Raw genomic sequence first — 16,235 nt, forward strand, 5'->3', positions numbered from 1 at the left:
TCATCATCGCCACTTCCACGACGCGGAAATTGAAGTTCGACCAAGCCTGCGCCCGGCCGAGCGCCGTATCGCGGCTGAGGCCGGCGCGGAACAGCTCCGGCAGGCTCAGTTCCACATCGCCATCGCCCCGCGTGCGGAACTCCTCGATCTTCGGCAGCGAGATCGGCAGATCGTGGTTGGAGAAGGAGAGGATGCGCGGCTCGGTGAAGCTGGGGGAATTATGCACCAGCACGCCATCGGTAAGGCGCATGATGATCGTATCGGGGTCGTCGGTCGCCAGGAACTGGCCGCGCGCGGCGGTGACCGCCAGCGACTGGCCGCCGTCACTGTCCATGCGCGCGAAGATGCCGCTCAGCTTCTTGCCTTCGTCCTCGCTCTCCTCGATGCGGATGGTGATGCCGTCGCCCAGCTTGGTAAACTCGCCGACCTTGATGGACGCGCCCAGCGCGCCCGATCGCAGCTCGAACCGCAGCCGCTCATAGGCATATTTACTGTCCGGCTGGATGAAGCCAACGATGGTCAGGTTCAGGATCGCCAGCGCGATGGCGTACATATACGGCACTTTGAGCAGTTTCGTATAGGAGAGGCCGACGCCGCGCAGAATATCCAGCTCCGAGGACAGAGCCAGCTTGCGGAACGCCAGCAGGATGCCGAGCATGAGGCCGATGGGGATGCCAAGGCCGAGATATTCGGGCAGGAGATTGGCGAGCATCCGCCACACCACGCTCACCGGACCGCCCTCGGTCGCGACGAACACGAACAGCCGCTGCATCCGGTCCAGCACCAGAAGCATCGCCGCAACGATGAGGCTTGCGAAAAGCGGGACCGCGATCAGCCTCGCCATGTAGCGGTCCAGAGCGGTCAGCATGAGAGTCCGCAGGTTCCTTGAGCCGGTTCAGGTGGCCCGGCCGGAAGGTCCGGACACGGCAAGGCCGTAAGCGGGATGCGCCCGCGCCGCAACCTTAGAGTGTATCAGCGCCCGCCAGATCATAGCGCCACGCGCCAGCCGGAGCCGGGAAGGCGCCCGGTCGTGCGACCAACGGGCGGCTTGACCGGGCTGTGACAGGCCCGGCCGGTCGATCAGCCAGCGATGGTGCCCGTCATCCGGCCCGCCGTGGCGAACATCTCGAGAATCTGGCCGACCTGCTCGCTCGAATGCTCGGCGCAGAGCGAGCAGCGCAGCAGGAAGGTGCCGGCCGGCGTTGCGGGCGGGCGCGCCATGTTCACATAGAGGCCCAGCTCCAGCAGCGCCTGCCACATCGCCACGGCCTGCGTCTGGTCGGTGAGGATGACGGCGATGATCGCCGATTGCGGCGTCTTGGTGCCGAGCGTGAAGCCGAGATCGATCAGCCCCTTGTGCAGGCGGCGGCTGTTCTCCCACAGATGCGCGCGCTTCTCGCTGGCGTGCATCAGCTTGCGGATTGAGGTCGCGGCGGTGGCGACGACGCTCGGCGGCAGCGAGGCGGTGAACACATAAGGCCGGCAGACCAAGCGCATCACATCGAACTTGGGATGATCCGAGACGCAGAAGCCGCCGACCGTGCCGACCGACTTGGAGAAGGTGCCGACGACGAAATCGATCTCCTTCTCGACGCCCTGCTCCTCATAGACGCCACGGCCATTGGGGCCGAAGAAGCCCATGCCATGCGCCTCATCGACGAGAATCATGCAATTGGGGTGCTTGCGGATCGCGGCAACCATGTCCGGCAGCGGCGCGACGTCGCCGAGCATCGAATAGACGCCCTCCAGCACGACCAGCTTGAGCGCATCGGCCGGCAGGCGCCCGAGGCGCTTGTCCAGATCCTCCACGCTGTTGTGGCGGAAGCGCACGATCTCGGCATTGCCGAGTGCGCAGCCATCATAGATGCTGGCATGGCTGTCGGCATCCAGCACGATGTAATCGCCCTTGCCGGCCAGCGTGGAGATCATGCCGAGATTGGCCTGATAGCCGGTCGAGAACACCATGGCATGTTTGGTGCCATAGAAGTCCTTGAGCGCATCCTCGCAGGCCTTGTGGGTCTGGTAGGTCCCGTTGAGCACGCGGCTGCCGGTGGTGCCCGATCCGAACTCGTCCAGCGCCTTCTTGCCCGCCGCGACCACGTCCGGGTCGAAGGTCATGCCCATATAGTTATAGGTGCCGAGCAGGATCGTCTCCTTGCCCTTGATCACCGCAAGCGTGGGCGACTTCACTTCGTCCATCACGATGGCGAAGGGATCGCGCACACCAGTCGCCAGCAGCGCCTCGCGCTCGGCGATCAGGGGGTCGAACTTGGAGAACAGGTCCTTGTCGGCCTCCGCCACGCGCATGGTGGTTTCTGCCCCATCGATCACGCTCGCCATGGCTTCAGCCCTCCGCCTTCAGCTTCATCACCGCATCGACGAGCTGGCCGACCGTCTCGATCTCCGCCTGCATGTTCATGGTGATGATGATCTCGAACTCGTCCTCGATCGCGGCGACGAAATCCATGACGGTGAGGCTGTCCCACTCCAGGTCGCCAGCGAAGGTGGTGCTGTCGCTCAAGGCGACGCCCTTCTTGTTGAAGGGTTCGATCTGCGCTGCGATCTGCGCGTAGACGTCCTGACGGTCCGACATGGCTGCGACTTTCTTTCCGTAATAGCCCGATAAGGCCCTGTTGCGAGCCGAATGCCCGCTTCGCCCTGCCTATGGCAAGCGAATAAGGCGGGATTCGGGCATCAGCGCGGCAGCAGGCCCTTGTCGCGATAGGCCTGCGCGGTCATGGCAAGGCCCGCCTCGGCGGCGATGGCCGGGCGCCAGAGATCGGCTGGCGGATGCAATGCTGCCTTCGACACCCAGTCGGCATGGCAGAAATAAGCGGCGCGGTCGGGCGTCAAGCGCGCCTTGTCGCCGCGCAGCAGCCGGTCGATGCGGGCGCCGAGGCGGACCAGGGCGGACGGCATGGAAATCGTCCGCACCGAGGCACGCCCCACGGCGCGGCCAATGGCCCGGGCGAAATCGACATGGCTCCAGCCTTCGGGCGTGCCATCGTCCACTTCATAGACTTTGCCCTGCGTCTCGCCGCCCTGCCGCGCGCCGAGCCGCACCAGCAGATCGGCCAGATCATCGACATGGATGGCTGAGAGACGCCCGCCCGGCGGCAGCAGCACGAAGCCGCGCGTCGCCATCTGGAACAGCTCCAGCAGTTCGGCATCACCCGGACCGTAGATCGCGGGCGGGCGGATCATCGTCCAGTCGAGCCCGCTTGCCTGCACATGCCGCTCGGCTTCCGCTTTCGACCATCCATAATCGGAGAGCCCCGGCTCGCGCGCCGCGAGGCTGGAGACATGGACGAGCCGCATGACGCCCGCACGCCGCATGGCGGCAATAACAGCCGCAGTGCCGGTGGCATTGCCCGCCTCGAAGCCGGCGCGGGTCGGTGCATTGACTACGCCGGCAATGTGGATGACCGCATCCGCGCCGGCGACCAGCGCATCCAGCGCGGCGGCATCCTCCAGCGAGCCGGCAATCCAGCTCACGCCCTCGCGCGGCGGCTGGGGGCGGCGGGTCAGCGCGCGCACGGCATGGCCGGCGGCCAGCGCCGTCTCCACCGTCGCCTTGCCGACAAAGCCGGTGGCGCCGGTGAGGGCAAGCGTGCTCAGAGCAGCACCATATAGCTGCGATGGACCATCGCGGCGCGCGGGGTACCGCCGAGCAGTCCGGCAACCTCAGCGCTGCGCTTGCCGATGATCCGCTCGGCGTCCTGGCTGTCATATTGCGCGAGACCGCGCGCAATCACCGCGCCATCCGGCCCGACGATATCGATCACATCGCCGCGCGCATAGACGCCGCTCGTGCCGGTGACACCGGCCGGCAGCAGGCTGCGGCCCTTGCGCAGGGCTTCGGTCGCGCCGGCATCGACGCTGAGCTTGCCCTTGACGGTGAGGCGCCCGGCCAGCCAGCCCTTGCGCCCGCCGCGTTTGGCCGAGGCGCGGAACACTGTTCCGCGTCCGCTGCTCTGCCAATGGCCGAGCGGCGCATCGACACGGCCGGAAATGATCGCCAGATGCGCACCGGCGCCGGTCGCGATCTGCGCGGCCTGCAGCTTGGAGATCATGCCGCCCGATCCCATGCCCGAGGCGCTGTTGCCATCGCCCATAGCCAGCACGGCGGCGTCGATCTTCTCGACCAGCGGGATCAATGTGGCATCGGGATTGCTGTGGGGGTTCGCCGTGTAGAGCCCGTCGATATCGGAGAGCAGCACCACCGCATCGGCGCCTGCCGCCTGGCCGATGCGCGCGGCCAGCCGGTCATTGTCGCCGAAACGGATTTCCTCGGTGGCGACGCTGTCATTCTCATTGACCACCGGCACCACGCCGAGGCCCGCGAGCCGGTCCAGCGTGGCGGAGGCATTGAGGTAACGGCGGCGATCCTCAAGGTCGCCCAGCGTCACCAGCATCTGCGCGGCGGGAATATCGTGCCCGGCAAGCAGGTCGGCCCAGACCTGGCTGAGCGCGATCTGGCCGACGGCGGCCGCAGCCTGCGCATCCTCCAGCGTCGCCCGCCCCCCCTTGGCGAGGCCCAGACGGCGCGCGCCAAGCGCAATCGCGCCGGAGGACACGACGATAATCTCCTGCCCATCCGCGCGGCGGGCGGCGATCTCGTCCACAAGGCTGGTCAGCCAGTCGCGCCGCACGGAGCCGTCCGGGGCGACGAGCAGCGCCGAGCCGACCTTGATGACAATGCGCCGAATGGCGGCGGGCGGGAAGCCGGTGAGGGCGTCAGTCATGATGGGTATCCCCAACGCACTCTTCTCTCATGCCCAGAACAAACCCCCCGTTCGTGTCGAGCGAAGTCGAGACACGCGAGACCTGTGCCAGCCGTGTCTCGACTTCGCTCGACACGAACGGCGCGGGGGACGGGGGAAAAGCCCCTCCTCTTCAGAGGAGGGGTTGGGGTGGTGCTGGACGATGGGGCGTGAGCGCTGCGCAGTCGATGCTGGCGCATCACCACCCCCGCTCCCTCCTCTAATGAGGAGGGGAGATAAATCCTCAAATGGGGGACCATGGCTTGTCCTCCACCTCACCTTCCTGCGCGGCCTTCTCCTCGGCCTCGGCGCGGTGAACCTCGCCCAGCATGGGCAGCACGGCGTCGAGCAGCGCCTCCATGCCCTCGCCGGTCGCGCCGGAGATGATGAAGGCCTTGCCCGCGCCGGCCTTCTTCAAGTCCTTGGCGACATCTTCCATCAGCTCCTGCCCAAGCAGATCGCCCTTGTTGAGCGCGAGAAGCTGCGGCTTGTCCTCCAGCCCCTCGCCATAATTCTCCAGCTCGGTCTGCACGATGCGCCAGGCCTCGACCGGATCGTCCCCGGTGGCGTCGATGAGGTGGATGAGCACCCGGCAGCGCTCGATATGCCCGAGGAACCGGTCGCCAATGCCAGCGCCCTCCGAGGCACCCTCGATCAGCCCCGGAATATCGGCCAGCACGAACTCCCGCCCCTTGTGCAGCACCACGCCGAGCTGCGGCTTGGTCGTCGTGAACGGATAGGCGCCGACCTTGGCCTTGGTGTTGGTCACCTGATTGATGAAGGTCGACTTGCCGGCGTTCGGCAGCCCCACCAGCCCCACATCAGCCAGCAGCTTGAGGCGCAGCCACACCCAGCGCTCCTCGCCCGGCCAACCGGTGCCGTGCTGGCGCGGCGCGCGATTCGTGCTGGTCTTGAAGCTGGCATTGCCGCGCCCGCCATCGCCGCCGCGCAGCAGGACGATCCGCTGGCCGGGCTCGGTGAAGTCGGCCAGCACCTCGCTATAGCCTTCTTCATCCGGCTCGGAGATGACCTGCGTGCCCACCGGCACCTTGATGACGAGATCATCGCCGCCCGCACCGGTGCGGTCGCCACCCTCGCCATGGCCGCCGCGCGGCGCCTTGAAATGCTGGGTGTAGCGGAAGTCGATGAGCGTGTTGAGGCCGGGCACCGCCTCGAAGATGATGTCGCCACCCTTGCCGCCATTGCCGCCATTGGGGCCGCCATATTGAATATATTTCTCGCGCCGGAAGCTGACCGCTCCCGGCCCGCCCGCGCCTGAGCGAATGAAAATCTTGGCCTGATCTAGGAAATGCATCGGCCGCCCATAAGGCCTTTGCCCGCAAAGGTGAAGCGCGGCCTCATAAGGTCCGGCCTTCCCATGCTTCCATTTCTCCGGCGAGGCGTTACCTCAGCCGGGTTCGACTGGTGAAAGGCACGCGCGTGACCGTCATAGCAGCACGGCGATATCGCAATGGGGAGGTTGTGGGGGATGTCGACATCCACTGTCCCCGCCATGACCGGCTGCCGGCGGGCGAGTTCGTCTGGATCGGCCTGCATGAGCCGGATGCCGAAGAACTGGCCCAGGTCGGCACCTGTTTCGGCCTGCACCCGCTCGCGCAGGAAGACGCGCGCAAGGGCAAGCAATTGCCCAAGCTCGAGCTGTATGGCGACCAGCTCTTCCTGATCCTGCGCACGGCGCATCTGGAAGGCGATCTCATCGGCTATGGGGAGACCTCCGTCTTCCTCGGCGCGGACTTCATCGTCACCGTGCGCCACGGTTCGGCGCGAGCGCATTCGGAGCTGCGCGCCCGGCTGGAAAGCGCACCAGCCGCCCTGGCCCACGGCCCGGATTATGTGCTGCACGCGATCATGGACTTCATCGTCGACGGCTATTTCCCGGTCGTCGATGCGCTGGAGGAACAGGTGCTGGCGATGGAAGCCGCTGCCGGCGAGGCCTTCCTCGACTCAGACCAGATCCGCCAGATCTTCGCGACCCGCCGGGAGATCGTCCGCTTCCAGCGCATCCTCGGGGTGATGAGCGATGTTGCCGGGCGCATGGTCAATCATGTCCAGCCGAATATCGACGAGAACATGCTGCCCTATTTCCGCGACGTGCTGGATCATGTCCGGCGGGTCGAATATCGCGTCGCCGGGCTGCGCGACTATCTGACCTCCGTCGCGGAAACCAGCAGCCTGCTCGAACAGCGCCGGCAGGGCGACATCACCCGGATGCTCGCCGCCTGGGCCGCGATTCTGGCCGTGCCCACTGCCATTGCCGGCATCTACGGCATGAACTTCAGCAACATGCCCGAATTGCAGTGGCGCTACGGCTATTTCATCGTGCTGGGCGGCATCGCGATCATCTGCGCGCTGCTATATCGGCGCTTCCGCAAGCTCGGCTGGCTATGAGCGGTCCGCGGCCGCGCTCGGGGTGAGCACGGCCACGGACCGCCAAACGCAGCGCCATCACGCGACCAGCCGGCCGATCGATATTCAGATTATGACGTGGCGGAGTCGAAGACGACCGGAGGGCAAAATGGTGGATTTCTGCGACCCGGAGCGCAGCGTACTTCTAGTACGTGAGCACCGGAAGCGCGGAAAGCCGCCCTTTGCAGGCCGTCAGGACTGAATGTCGATTGGCCTAGGCCGCGACGGGCTCGCGATCCGCATAAATTTCCACCGTCACGTCCTCGCGCATGTCGCCTTCGCCGCCCTCTTCATAGAATTGGCAGAGGTCGGCGCGATTGCGGCCACGGCTGTGGCGCGGCTCGGGGCGGCCCGCCGGCCGGAATCCGAGCTTGCGCAGCACCCGGCCGGACGCCGGATTGTCGGTGAAATGGCTGGCGCGAATGTTGCGCACGCCCGTCGCGCGGGCGATCTGCATCACGGCCGAAGCCGCTTCGGTCGCGAAACCCAGGCCCCAGTAAGGGCGCGCGATCCAGTAGCCCAGTTCCAGCGCGCCATCGTCCTGCGTATGGATGCCGCAGGAGCCGATAAGACGCGGTACTCCCTGGGTGCGCTTCATCACCAGGAACTTGGGCTGCAGCGGATCGTGATCGCCGGCGAGAAAATCGACCGCATCGTCCAGCGTATAGGGCCAGGGCGCGCGGGCAAGATTCCGCACGATCGCTTCATCCGCGATGGCGGCATAGAGCGCCTGCGCATCTTCCGGCCAGCCGGGCCGCAGCAGCAAACGGGGGGTACGTGCAAACATGGTCTTGTCTCCGGTTCCGGGGCGCTCTGCCGCAGACAGATGACGCCTGTGAGACAGCCTTGCGAACGCTGCGAGCAACCGTGCTGCTGACGCGCCGAGGTCTATCGAGGGTCCAGGGAGAACAAGAAAAAAGGGAGGAGGGGCGATCCCTTCTCCCTTGGTTTCAGATGAACCGGCATCGGCTCACCAAGGGATCGTCCCGCTGGACGATCCCTGTCATGAATCGTCCGATTATTCCGCGGCTTCCGCCATCACGTCCACGGACACAAATTTGCGACCGAGCTTGCCGTCGTGGAACACCACGCGACCTTCGGTGAGCGCAAACAGGGTGTGGTCCTTGCCGATGCCGACATTGCGGCCCGGGTAGAACTTCGTGCCGCGCTGACGGACAAGAATATTGCCGCCGAGCACGCTCTGGCCGCCGAACTTCTTCACGCCAAGGCGCTTCGATTCTGAATCGCGACCGTTGCGCGATGAACCGCCAGCTTTTTTATGTGCCATGGTCTAAACTCCTCGAAACTTTCAGAGCATTTTCAGCAAAAGTGGAAACCGGTTTTGCGTCCGAAAATGCTCAATCAACCAAATTCAGGCTCAGGCTTCGGCGGCTGCCGGAGCGGCGTCGGCCTTCTTGGCGGCGGCCTTCTTCTTCGGCGCTTCGCCGCCGATCGCCACGATCTTGAGGATCGTGTGCTGCTGGCGATGGCCGTTGCGACGACGGTAATTGTGCCGGCGACGCTTCTTGAAGACGATCACCTTCTCGCCCTTGGCCTGGGCAATGATCTCAGCCGAGACCGTGAGGCCCTTGCTGTCCTTGATTTCCGAGCCGTCACCCGCGAGCAGGACATCGTCCAGCGTGACGGTTTCGCCGGCTTCACCAGCGATCTTCTCGACGACGATCTTGTCTCCGGCGGCGACGCGATATTGCTTGCCGCCCGTACGCACGACAGCGAACATGGGCTTAACTTCCATCAATCAAATGCTTGGCGCGAACGGCATGGCACAGCCATTTGGAGCTGTCCGCGCGGGAATGTGGCCCCTTAGTGAGGGTCGCCGGACCTGTCAACGGAAAGACTCGGATTTTCGCCGCGCAACCTCACGCGCCGCGCCGTCAAACCGACAACAGGCACCGCCTGCGCGCCATGGTTGAAGCGCTTCTCCCGCCACCCTAAATGAAAGGCATCATGCTGCGCCGACTCACCGCCTTTTTCGCCCTGATGATTCTGGGCTCTGCCGTCAACGCGCAGGCCGACCCGCGCGCCTTCCCGTCGCTGGCCAAGCGTCCGGTCGAAAGCCGCGACCGCACGGTGCCCCCGGCCCCGGCGATCAAGCCCGCCGCCCCGGACCCGGCGCTCGCCACCCAGGTGGATCGCTTCACCCGCGATGCGGGCAGCGCCGACACGGCCTTTCAGAGCCTGCTCGCCGGCAGTCGCGCCAGCGTGGCAGCAGGGGCAGGCGCAGCGCCCAACAGCGAATCCTGGGTGACCGCCCAGACGGCAATCAGCGCGCTCGACAGTGCCCGCTATGAAAGCGTCGCCGCGCTCGCCGCGCTCGACACGCTGTTTGTCGAGCGGCAGGATGCCGAGGATGCCGCCCGCGTCGCCGCAGACCTTGCCGTCATCGATCCTGCCCGCCTGCGCGTGCTGGCAATGGTCGACGCGCAGAATGATGCGCTCGACGCCCTCAGGCGCCAGCTTCCGCAGCCTTGAGCGCGGCGGTGTGCAGCGCAGCCTCCTCGACATAGGCCTCCACGCCGCGGCGCATCCCGTGCAGGTCGGCCTCGCCCAGATCGCGCATATATTTGGCCGGTCGCCCGCTCCACAGCTGGCCTGCCGGCATGCGCTTGCCGGGCGTGAGCATCGCGCCTGCCGCGAGCATGGCATCCCCCTCGATCACGCAGCCGTCCATCACGATGGCGCCCATGCCGACGAAGGCGCGATTCTCCAGCATGCAGCCATGGATGATCGCCATATGCCCGATCAGCACATCGTCGCCGATGATCGCCGGATGGCCCCCATCGCCGAAATCGCTCTCGACATGGACGGTGCTGCCATCCTGAATGTTCGAGCGCGCGCCGACCCGAATGGCGTTGATGTCGGCCCGCAGCACGCAATTGTACCACACGCTGGCCTGCGGGCCGATCTCCACGTCGCCGATAATGACGCAGCCCGGCGCCACGAAGGCGGTCTCGTGAATCTTCGGCGTCTTGCCGTTGAAGGGAAGGATAAGAGGCCTGGTCATGACTTGTCCTCGCTGTGCGCCGTCCAGTCCGCGCGCCGCATCTCATAGATGATCGTGGGATTGTCGGCAGCGGGATAACGGCTGTCACCATAGTCCAGATCGGCACGACGCCGCATGCCGAGCTTCTCCATCAGGCCCCAGGAGGGCGGATTGCTGAGCGAGGTCTGCGCGAAGACCGCCGGCAGATCCCACGGCCCGAACGCCCGCGCCAACATCGCCCGCGCAGCCTCCTGCGCATAGCCCTTGCGCCAGCAATCGTGCCGGATGATCCAGCCGATCTCCCACTGCCCGGCCAGCTCGTCGGGGGCTTCCGGCGAATCGATGACGCCAAGCCCGCAATCGCCCAGCAGCAGCCCGTCGGACTTGCGCTCGATCATCGCCAGCGAGATGCCCTTGGTCTCCCAGTCGGCCGCGATCCGGGCGAAATTGTCCGCAATGGCCTCCGCCGGTCTGGGGCCGCCCAGACAGGCCCGCACTTCCGGCGTGTTCATGTGGGCAAGCCAGACCTGCTGATCGCCCGGCCGCTCGGTCCGCAGGATCAGCCGCTCGGTTTCAGCGATCATTCTGGCCATGGCGTTGCCTCACTGGCCCGCTCAGCCGCCCAGCAGCCGGGCGGCATGCAGCGCATGATAGGTCAGCACGCCCGTACAGCCGGCGCGCTTGAAGCTCATCAGCGTTTCCATCACCAGCGCGTCGCGCTCGCCTGCGCCGACGGTCACGGCAGCCTCGATCATCGCATATTCGCCGCTCACCTGATAGGCGAAGACCGGGATGTTGAAGGCATCCTTCACCCGCGCGACGATATCGAGATAGGGCAGGCCGGGCTTGACCATCACGCTGTCCGCGCCCTCGGCAATGTCCATCGCCACTTCGCGCAGCGCCTCGGCGCCATTGGCCGGGTCCATCTGGTAGCTCTTCTTGTCGCCCTTGAGCAGCCCGCCCGAGCCGACTGCATCGCGGAACGGACCATAAAAGGCACTCGCATATTTGGCGGCATAGGCCATGATCTGCACATTGGCGTGGCCATCGGCCTCCAGCGCCTCGCGAATCGCGCCGATGCGCCCGTCCATCATGTCGCTCGGCGCGATGATGTCCGCCCCGGCGGCGGCCTGGTTGAGCGCCTGGCCGATCAGCATCTCCACCGTAGCATCGTTCACGACATAACCGGCTTCATCGAGCAGGCCGTCCTGGCCGTGCGCGGTATAAGGGTCGAGCGCCACGTCGGTCAGCAGGCCGATCTGCGGCACGGCATCCTTGATCGCGCGGATCGCCTCGCACATCAGATTGTCCGGATTGAGCGCCTCCGCGCCATCGTCGCTGCGCCGGTCATGCGGGGTATTGGGAAACAGGGCGAGGCAGGGAATGCCCGCCGCCGCAGCCTCCCGCGCGCGCGCCACGGCCAGATCGACCGACCAGCGCGAGACGCCCGGCAGCGAGCCGACCGGCTCCTCGACCCCACGCCCCGCCGTGATGAACAGCGGCCAGATGAAATCGGCCGGCGTCAGGCGATGCTCGGCATGAAGACGCCGGCTCCAGGCGGCAGCGCGAGTGCGGCGAAGGCGAAGCTCGGGATAGGCAGCGTGCGTCATGCCGGCGGAATAGGCCTCTCGCGCGCCCCGATCAATGGCTGCGGCGCCGCCCGCCCCTGAGAGACGGTGGGGCGCGCCCATCCACGTTCATTCCTTCGACAAATGATATTCAATCCGTTACGCCGTCGCAAACGGCCGATATCCGGCCAACAACAGATCCGAGGGAGAGGCAGGCATGGCATCCACCGCCGCCACCACATTCAGCGCCGCGCTGGCCAGCAGGCCCGTGCGCAGGTTTCAGTGGATCACGGTCGGCATCTGCCTGCTCATCCTCGTCAGCGATGGCATCGACATGCAGCTGCTCGGCATCGTCGCGCCCCTGGTGATCGCCGATTTCGGCGTGGATCGCGGCACATTCGGCATTGCGATGAGCGCGGCGCTGATCGGCTTCGGTCTCGGCGGCTGGCTGGGCGGGATGCTGGGCGACAGGATCGGGCGGCGCTACGCCCTCGCCTTCGCCGCGATCATCTTCGGCCTTGGCACCATTGCGGCGGGCCAGGCCGGCAGCGTGACCAGCATGGCCCTGTGGCGCTTGGTGAGCGGCATCGGCTTTGGCGCAGCCTATTCCAACGCGCTGACCATGGCCAGCGAGTGGCTGCCGGACCGGCTGCGGCCGATCACGGTCAGCTCGCTCTCGGTCGGCACGCCGATTGGCGGCGCCGTGGTCGGCTGGGTCGCCCCGGCCCTGTCCGACCTTTATAGCTGGCGCTGGACCTTCATGGTCTTCGGCATCGCGACGCTTTTCCTCATCGTGCTGATTATCGCCGTGCTGCGCGACAGCCCCTCCTTCCTCATCGCGCGCGGTCGCAAGGCGGAGGCGCAGGCCGTTGCCCGCCGCGTGCTGGATGAAGACATTGACCTCATGCCGGAGCGCCATCGCGCGGATGATGGCGCCGGCGTCGCCATCGGCGTGCTCCATCGCAGCAATCTGCGGATGAACATCGGCGTCTGCACCTCCTTCACCGCCTGCGCCCTCGTCGCCTATGGCATTCTCAACTGGTCCACCACATTCCTGACCGCCGCCGGCTTCACCCTGCCGCAGGCGGGCAATGCCGTCTCGGTGGCGGGCATCACCTCCATGGTCGCGGCGATTGCTGCCGGTTTCCTCAGCCGGCGGCTGGGCACTCGCACGGTGATGAGCGGCATCAGCATTGCGCTGTTCCTCTGCATCGTCACGCTCGGCTTTTTCGTCGAGACGCTCTCCCCGGTGCCGACCGAGACCGAGCGGCTGATCGTGGTCAGCCTGATCGGCGCCTCGGCGGCGGCGTTCAGCGGCGGCATCGCGACCATGTATGTCATCATGACCCATGGCTATCCGCCCTCCTGCCGCTCGTCGGGAATCGGCTTCGGCATCTTCATGAGCCGGGTCGGCGCGGTGTCGGCCAGCGCGTTCGGCGGCGCGCTGCTGGAGCTGGGCAATGGCAGCGTCATCCCCTTCTTCGCGGTGCTGGCGATCGGCGCCATTCTCGTCTCGGCAGCCTCCTTCATTGTCGACCAGCATATGCCGCCGGCCGGGCGCCCCGTCCCGCTGCCGGCCTGAGCGGATCGAGCCACGGGAACCGAATCTGCGCAGGCCCGCTTAAGGCGCATGCTGGCGCGCGCACCATTTGAGGATGTTCTGGAGGAGATCGCCTCGGGCGACCTCTCGTCCGGCTCCGGCACGGCTGCAGCCTGTGCGCTGGCGATGGGCATTGCCTGCCTGCGCAAGGCGATCGCGGTGAGCCTCCACCATCCCCCTGTCGACCCCGCCCTGCACGATTCGGCGGCCCGGCTGTGCGCCCTGCAGGATCGCGCGCTCGCCGCTGCCAAGGCGGACGCCGTCGGCTTTCCGCGCCTCGTCCGCGCCCGCCCGGATGGCGAGAAAGCGCAGGCGGCAGACGATCTGGTGGCGCTGGCCGACCGCTTCACCTGGCTCTGCGCGCAACTCATGGCGGAAGCCGAGCGACTGGCGCCGCTGCTGCGCGCCAACATGGCCAATGACATCCTCGCCGCTCGCCGATTGGCCGACGCAGCCTCCGCGATCATGGAGGCCAACGGCTCGGAGAATGCAGGCGACGCAACCGAAGGCGCATAGCTCCCCTACCCAAGCGCCGCTGCGCTTGCTAATCGCGCGGCATGACAGATTTTCGCGATCCGCTGGACAGCATCAAGGACCACCCCTTCGATTCCGCACTGTCCGAGCGATATCTGGTCTATGCGCTCTCCACGATCACCGCGCGCTCGCTACCGGATCTGCGCGACGGGCTGAAGCCGGTGCATCGCCGCCTGCTGTGGGCAATGCGCCTCTTGCGGCTCGAACCGAGCGGGCCGGCGCCGGATATTCTGGTGGCCAATCCGGAGCGGAACACCACCAGCTACAAGAAATGCGCCCGCGTCGTGGGCGACGTCATCGGCAAATATCACCCGCATGGCGACGCCTCGGTCTATGACGCGATGGTCCGGCTGGCACAGGATTTCTCCCTGCGCACACCGCTGGTCGACGGGCAGGGCAATTTCGGCAATATCGATGGCGATAACGCCGCCGCCATGCGCTACACCGAGGCGCGGCTGACGCAGGCCGCTGCCGATCTGATGGCCGGCCTCGACCACGGCACCGTCGATTTCCGCCCGACCTATAATGGCGAAGAGGAAGAGCCCGAGGTCTTCCCCGGCCTGTTCCCCAATCTGCTCGCCAATGGCGCCAGCGGCATCGCGGTGGGCATGGCGACCAGCATTCCGCCGCACAATGTCGCCGAGGTGATCGACGCGGCCACGCTGCTGATCGACCAGCCGGAGGCCGATCACGCCCAGCTCATGCAGTATATGAGAGGGCCGGACTTCCCGACCGGCGGCGTGCTGGTCGATCCGCCCTCGGTGATCTCGGACGCCTATGCGACCGGCCGGGGCAGCATGCGCCTGCGCGCCCGCTGGCACCGCGAGGATGAAGGGCGAGGCACCTGGATCGCAGTGATCGACGAGATTCCCTATGGCGTTGCCAAGGGCAAGCTGATCGAGCAGATCGCCCAGCTCATCGCCGACAAGAAGCTGCCGATCCTCGCCGACGTGCGCGACGAGTCGGACGAGGTTCTGCGCATCGTGCTGGAGCCCCGCGCGCGCACGGTGGATCAGGACGTGCTGATGGACAGCCTGTTCCGCCTGACCGATCTGGAAAGCCGCTTCCCGCTCAACATGAACGTGCTGGATGCCAGCCACACGCCCCGCGTGATGGGCCTGCGCGATCTGCTGACCGAATGGCTCAAGCACCAGATCGAGGTGCTGGTCCGCCGCGCCCGGCACCGCATCGAGCAGATCGACAACCGGCTGGAGCTGCTCGACGGCTATATCATCGCCTATCTCAACCTCGACCGGGTGATCGAGATCATCCGTAGCGAGGATGAGCCCAAGCCGGTGATGATGGCGGAGTTCCAGCTGACCGACCGGCAGGCCGAGGCGATCCTCAACATGAGGCTGCGCTCGCTGCGCAAGCTGGAGGAGATGGAGCTGCGGCGCGAGCGCGACGACCTCGCCGCCGAACGCGAGGATCTGCACAAACTCGTCGAATCGCCCGCCCGCCAGCGCACCCGCCTCAAGCGCGACCTTGCCGATCTGCGCAAGCGCTACACGCCGGAAAAGGGCATCGGCGCGCGGCGCACGGGGCTCGAGCAGGCCGGGCCGGCGCGCGAGATTCCACTTGAGGCGATGATCGAGCGCGAGCCGATCACCGTCATCATGTCCCAGCGCGGATGGATTCGCGCCATGAAGGGCCATGCCGATCTCACCGCCACCGATGCGCTCAAGTTCAAGGAAGGCGATGGCCCGGCCTATGCCTTCCACGCGCAGACCACCGACAAGCTGCTGCTCGCTGGATCGGACGGGCGCTTTTACACGCTGGGCGCGGACAAGCTGCCGGGCGGGCGCGGCTTTGGCGAGCCGGTGCGGCTGATGATCGACCTCGCCAATGAGACCGACATCGTCGCGCTGTTGCCAGCGAGAGCCGACGGCAAACTGCTGCTCGCCGCCAGCGACGGGCGCGGCTTTATCGCGGCGATGAGCGAGATCATCGCCGAGACACGCAAGGGCCGGCAGGTGGTGAACCTCAAGGCCGGCGCGCAGCTCAAGGTCGTGCGGCCGGTGGCACCGGGGGCCGATTCGGTCGCTGTCATCGGCGAGAATCGCAAGCTGGTCATATTCTCGCTCGCCGAACTGCCGGAAATGGCGCGCGGACAGGGCGTCACCCTGCAGCGCTACAAGGATGGCGGCCTCTCCGACGCGATGACGCTCACGCTGGCGCAGGGCCTCTCCTGGACGATGGGCGGGGACAGCGGGCGGACTCGCACCGAAACCGACCTGCTCTCCTGGCGCGCGGCCCGCGGCGCTGCCGGGCGGATGCCGCCCAACGGCTTCCCCCGCGACAACCGCTTCGACTGACCCATCAGCGCACAAATCCTCCTT

Annotated in this window: 17 protein-coding genes; 5 read left to right on the top strand and 12 right to left on the bottom strand. The window is 66.4% G+C overall.

Features of this window, described 5'->3' with window-relative positions; genetic code table 11:
* From M2334_RS00005 to obgE, 6 genes are all read right to left on the bottom strand, one after another.
* The coding region (locus M2334_RS00005; protein ID WP_264604498.1) for an LptF/LptG family permease at positions 1-868 on the bottom strand (868 nt) is incomplete at its 3' end.
* 212 nt (positions 869-1,080) lie between these two features.
* Positions 1,081-2,340, bottom strand: a complete 1,260-nt coding sequence (gene spt / locus M2334_RS00010) for a serine palmitoyltransferase (RefSeq protein ID WP_264604499.1) — start codon at positions 2,338-2,340, stop codon at positions 1,081-1,083.
* A gap of 4 nt (positions 2,341-2,344) precedes the next feature.
* Positions 2,345-2,593: an acyl carrier protein gene (locus M2334_RS00015; RefSeq protein ID WP_181560908.1), complete on the bottom strand. Its 249-nt coding sequence runs from the start codon at positions 2,591-2,593 to the stop codon at positions 2,345-2,347.
* Between the two features lie 101 nt (positions 2,594-2,694).
* Positions 2,695-3,618: an NAD-dependent epimerase/dehydratase family protein gene (locus M2334_RS00020; RefSeq protein ID WP_264595325.1), complete on the bottom strand. Its 924-nt coding sequence runs from the start codon at positions 3,616-3,618 to the stop codon at positions 2,695-2,697.
* On the bottom strand, positions 3,615-4,745 hold the full coding sequence (gene proB, locus M2334_RS00025; RefSeq protein ID WP_264593459.1) for a glutamate 5-kinase: 1,131 nt from the start codon (positions 4,743-4,745) through the stop codon (positions 3,615-3,617). Before proB ends, M2334_RS00020 begins: the two co-directional genes overlap by 4 nt.
* Before the next feature lie 262 nt (positions 4,746-5,007).
* On the bottom strand, positions 5,008-6,078 hold the full coding sequence (obgE, locus tag M2334_RS00030) for a GTPase ObgE (protein WP_181560910.1): 1,071 nt from the start codon (positions 6,076-6,078) through the stop codon (positions 5,008-5,010).
* Between the two features lie 125 nt (positions 6,079-6,203).
* Here obgE and M2334_RS00035 point away from each other — a divergent pair, with 125 nt between their 5' ends.
* Positions 6,204-7,172 carry a magnesium and cobalt transport protein CorA gene (locus M2334_RS00035; RefSeq protein WP_181560911.1) on the top strand — a complete coding sequence of 323 codons (969 nt, stop codon included), beginning with the start codon at positions 6,204-6,206 and terminating at the stop codon, positions 7,170-7,172.
* A gap of 232 nt (positions 7,173-7,404) precedes the next feature.
* On the opposite strand, the gene M2334_RS00040 is transcribed toward M2334_RS00035, so the two are convergent.
* The 3 genes from M2334_RS00040 to rplU all read right to left on the bottom strand — a co-directional run bounded on the left by M2334_RS00040 (position 7,405) and on the right by rplU (position 8,931).
* Complete coding sequence (locus M2334_RS00040; RefSeq protein WP_264604500.1) at positions 7,405-7,977, bottom strand: GNAT family N-acetyltransferase; 573 nt, start codon at positions 7,975-7,977, stop codon at positions 7,405-7,407.
* A 231-nt stretch (positions 7,978-8,208) separates the two neighbouring features.
* Entirely contained in the window at positions 8,209-8,478 is a 270-nt protein-coding gene (gene rpmA / locus M2334_RS00045) for a 50S ribosomal protein L27 (RefSeq protein WP_181560913.1), read from the bottom strand.
* 90 nt (positions 8,479-8,568) lie between these two features.
* Entirely contained in the window at positions 8,569-8,931 is a 363-nt protein-coding gene (rplU, locus tag M2334_RS00050; protein ID WP_181561558.1) for a 50S ribosomal protein L21, read from the bottom strand.
* Between the two features lie 227 nt (positions 8,932-9,158).
* Between rplU and M2334_RS00055 the strand changes: the two genes are divergently transcribed.
* Positions 9,159-9,683, top strand: coding sequence for a hypothetical protein (locus M2334_RS00055; protein WP_264593462.1), 525 nt, complete (start codon positions 9,159-9,161; stop codon positions 9,681-9,683).
* Here M2334_RS00055 and M2334_RS00060 read toward each other — a convergent pair.
* Genes M2334_RS00060 through hemB form a run of 3 tightly spaced genes read right to left on the bottom strand, consistent with a single transcriptional unit; the run spans position 9,658 to position 11,804 of the window.
* Positions 9,658-10,215, bottom strand: coding sequence for a gamma carbonic anhydrase family protein (locus tag M2334_RS00060; protein ID WP_264574117.1), 558 nt, complete (start codon positions 10,213-10,215; stop codon positions 9,658-9,660). The genes M2334_RS00055 and M2334_RS00060 overlap by 26 nt on opposite strands.
* Entirely contained in the window at positions 10,212-10,787 is a 576-nt protein-coding gene (locus M2334_RS00065; RefSeq protein ID WP_264574116.1) for a GNAT family N-acetyltransferase, read from the bottom strand. The genes M2334_RS00060 and M2334_RS00065 overlap by 4 nt, the downstream gene beginning before the upstream one ends.
* A 21-nt stretch (positions 10,788-10,808) precedes the next feature.
* Complete coding sequence (gene hemB, locus M2334_RS00070) at positions 10,809-11,804, bottom strand: porphobilinogen synthase (RefSeq protein ID WP_264604501.1); 996 nt, start codon at positions 11,802-11,804, stop codon at positions 10,809-10,811.
* A 175-nt stretch (positions 11,805-11,979) separates the two neighbouring features.
* Between hemB and M2334_RS00075 the strand changes: the two genes are divergently transcribed.
* The 3 genes from M2334_RS00075 to parC are packed head-to-tail and all read left to right on the top strand — an operon-like array spanning position 11,980 to position 16,211.
* A complete protein-coding gene (locus M2334_RS00075) occupies positions 11,980-13,344 on the top strand; it encodes an MFS transporter (protein ID WP_264604502.1) in 1,365 nt (454 codons plus the stop codon).
* A 48-nt stretch (positions 13,345-13,392) separates the two neighbouring features.
* The gene (locus tag M2334_RS00080) at positions 13,393-13,878 is read left to right on the top strand and encodes a cyclodeaminase/cyclohydrolase family protein (RefSeq protein WP_264576904.1); all 486 of its coding nucleotides are present in this window, start codon (positions 13,393-13,395) and stop codon (positions 13,876-13,878) included.
* 41 nt (positions 13,879-13,919) lie between these two features.
* Positions 13,920-16,211, top strand: a complete 2,292-nt coding sequence (parC, locus tag M2334_RS00085) for a DNA topoisomerase IV subunit A (RefSeq protein WP_181560919.1) — start codon at positions 13,920-13,922, stop codon at positions 16,209-16,211.
* Positions 16,212-16,235: the final 24 nt, after the last annotated feature.

Source organism: Sphingobium sp. B11D3D (assembly GCF_025961755.1).
Classification (GTDB): domain Bacteria; phylum Pseudomonadota; class Alphaproteobacteria; order Sphingomonadales; family Sphingomonadaceae; genus Sphingobium.

What these genes read in the sequence shown, in the direction of transcription:
- M2334_RS00015 (WP_181560908.1), bottom strand. Translation starts at nt 2,593, where the DNA reads ATGTCGGACCGTCAGGACGTCTACGCGCAGATCGCAGCGCAGATCGAA.
- M2334_RS00060 (WP_264574117.1), bottom strand. Translation starts at nt 10,215, where the DNA reads ATGACCAGGCCTCTTATCCTTCCCTTCAACGGCAAGACGCCGAAGATT.
- M2334_RS00075 (WP_264604502.1), top strand. Translation starts at nt 11,980, where the DNA reads ATGGCATCCACCGCCGCCACCACATTCAGCGCCGCGCTGGCCAGCAGG.
- M2334_RS00080 (WP_264576904.1), top strand. Translation starts at nt 13,393, where the DNA reads ATGCTGGCGCGCGCACCATTTGAGGATGTTCTGGAGGAGATCGCCTCG.
- proB (WP_264593459.1), bottom strand. Translation starts at nt 4,745, where the DNA reads ATGACTGACGCCCTCACCGGCTTCCCGCCCGCCGCCATTCGGCGCATT.
- rpmA (WP_181560913.1), bottom strand. Translation starts at nt 8,478, where the DNA reads ATGGCACATAAAAAAGCTGGCGGTTCATCGCGCAACGGTCGCGATTCA.
- M2334_RS00055 (WP_264593462.1), top strand. Translation starts at nt 9,159, where the DNA reads ATGCTGCGCCGACTCACCGCCTTTTTCGCCCTGATGATTCTGGGCTCT.
- M2334_RS00040 (WP_264604500.1), bottom strand. Translation starts at nt 7,977, where the DNA reads ATGTTTGCACGTACCCCCCGTTTGCTGCTGCGGCCCGGCTGGCCGGAA.
- spt (WP_264604499.1), bottom strand. Translation starts at nt 2,340, where the DNA reads ATGGCGAGCGTGATCGATGGGGCAGAAACCACCATGCGCGTGGCGGAG.
- obgE (WP_181560910.1), bottom strand. Translation starts at nt 6,078, where the DNA reads ATGCATTTCCTAGATCAGGCCAAGATTTTCATTCGCTCAGGCGCGGGC.
- M2334_RS00065 (WP_264574116.1), bottom strand. Translation starts at nt 10,787, where the DNA reads ATGGCCAGAATGATCGCTGAAACCGAGCGGCTGATCCTGCGGACCGAG.
- parC (WP_181560919.1), top strand. Translation starts at nt 13,920, where the DNA reads ATGACAGATTTTCGCGATCCGCTGGACAGCATCAAGGACCACCCCTTC.
- rplU (WP_181561558.1), bottom strand. Translation starts at nt 8,931, where the DNA reads ATGTTCGCTGTCGTGCGTACGGGCGGCAAGCAATATCGCGTCGCCGCC.
- hemB (WP_264604501.1), bottom strand. Translation starts at nt 11,804, where the DNA reads ATGACGCACGCTGCCTATCCCGAGCTTCGCCTTCGCCGCACTCGCGCT.